Below are 1,089 nucleotides of genomic sequence, written 5' to 3'. Positions count from 1 at the left end.
ACGTGTTATCAGCAAGGTAGATGCCGTACCAACGGGTACTACTGTATGGTGGTCGATTGACTTGGGCAACGCCTACTTGGGTAAGGAAGCTACTCCCGTGCAGTGGAAAGCGGCTGAGGCTTACTTAAAAGACTTTGCTCGGACTCTCTACCGCGAAGACTTGGCTATCCAGGTTGCTGAAGCTGAAAAAGCACTGGTGTCGTCGCAGAACAACCACATGGCAGTTATTCAAAAGGCTGACATGATTAAGAAGGACATCGAGAAGAACAAGACGCGTAAGGCTGAAATTCAGCAAGAACTGGCCAAAAACGCCGCTGAATTGCTGCAGTACAACAACATGGTTGATATGAACCTGAAAGAGCAGGAAGCTGCCCGCGCCGACATTGTAAACATGCGCGTAGCTCTCGAAGCTGTGAAGGAGCGGATGAACAAAATCGAATAGTACTTATCTATATCTATTATAATCTATACAGCAAACAAAGAGCCCTGCCGGTATTATCGGTAGGGCTCTTTGTTTGCTCGCTACTTGCGAGGTGTAAGATTACATACTGAAGTTGGCGTGTGCATAAAGCGAAAGTGCATGAGATAAGCCAATGTTCCGTAACTGTATAACATCACCTCAAGGCCATACCACAATTAGTTAATTGCCAACTCTGCCTAATCCATTAAGTTCTTGATTTGTTGCGCGGCGGCTTGCTCATCCTTCCACCCCACTATGCGAGTGCTGCCTGGTCGGCTCCGGTTCTGAAACCATAAGTTTAGGGACTGGCGCACGGCGGGGTAGCGACGCCGAAGGGAAGACCAGTCGGTTGCGTGGGGTAAAATTTGCTGGGCCGGACGAGCCGGTACTGACACGACTACCTGCTCTAATTCGCCGTTGACATCTAACAGGAGTAAGGCAACTGGTAATACTTCCATGACAGTGCCTGCGGGCTCGCTTTCCGCCAGCACTAGTGCGGCTAGCGGCGGGTTACCGGGACGCGTGGTAGAGGTGGGTAGTCGCGTACTAGGAATGAACCCATAGTTGCCCGGGAACGGGAGAAACTCCAACAAGTGATCAGCACCAGCAAGCTGCACGGGTACAAATTC

2 protein-coding genes are annotated in these 1,089 nt (G+C 50.5%); one reads left to right on the top strand and one right to left on the bottom strand.

The window, feature by feature from the left end; all coding sequences use genetic code 11:
* A partial coding sequence (locus VI25_RS25375) for a hypothetical protein (protein ID WP_055562845.1) occupies positions 1-442 on the top strand: 442 nt, incomplete at its 5' end.
* A 215-nt stretch (positions 443-657) separates the two neighbouring features.
* Here the strand turns inward: VI25_RS25375 and VI25_RS21225 are convergent.
* Positions 658-1,089: inorganic diphosphatase (locus tag VI25_RS21225; protein WP_055562844.1), on the bottom strand; the 432-nt coding region annotated here is incomplete at its 5' end.

Origin of the sequence: Hymenobacter sp. AT01-02, assembly GCF_000961955.2 — a bacterium.
Classification (GTDB): domain Bacteria; phylum Bacteroidota; class Bacteroidia; order Cytophagales; family Hymenobacteraceae; genus Hymenobacter; species Hymenobacter mucosus.
Note: the sequence above shows the minus strand (reverse complement) of the source record. Positions and strands in the feature narration are given on the sequence as shown.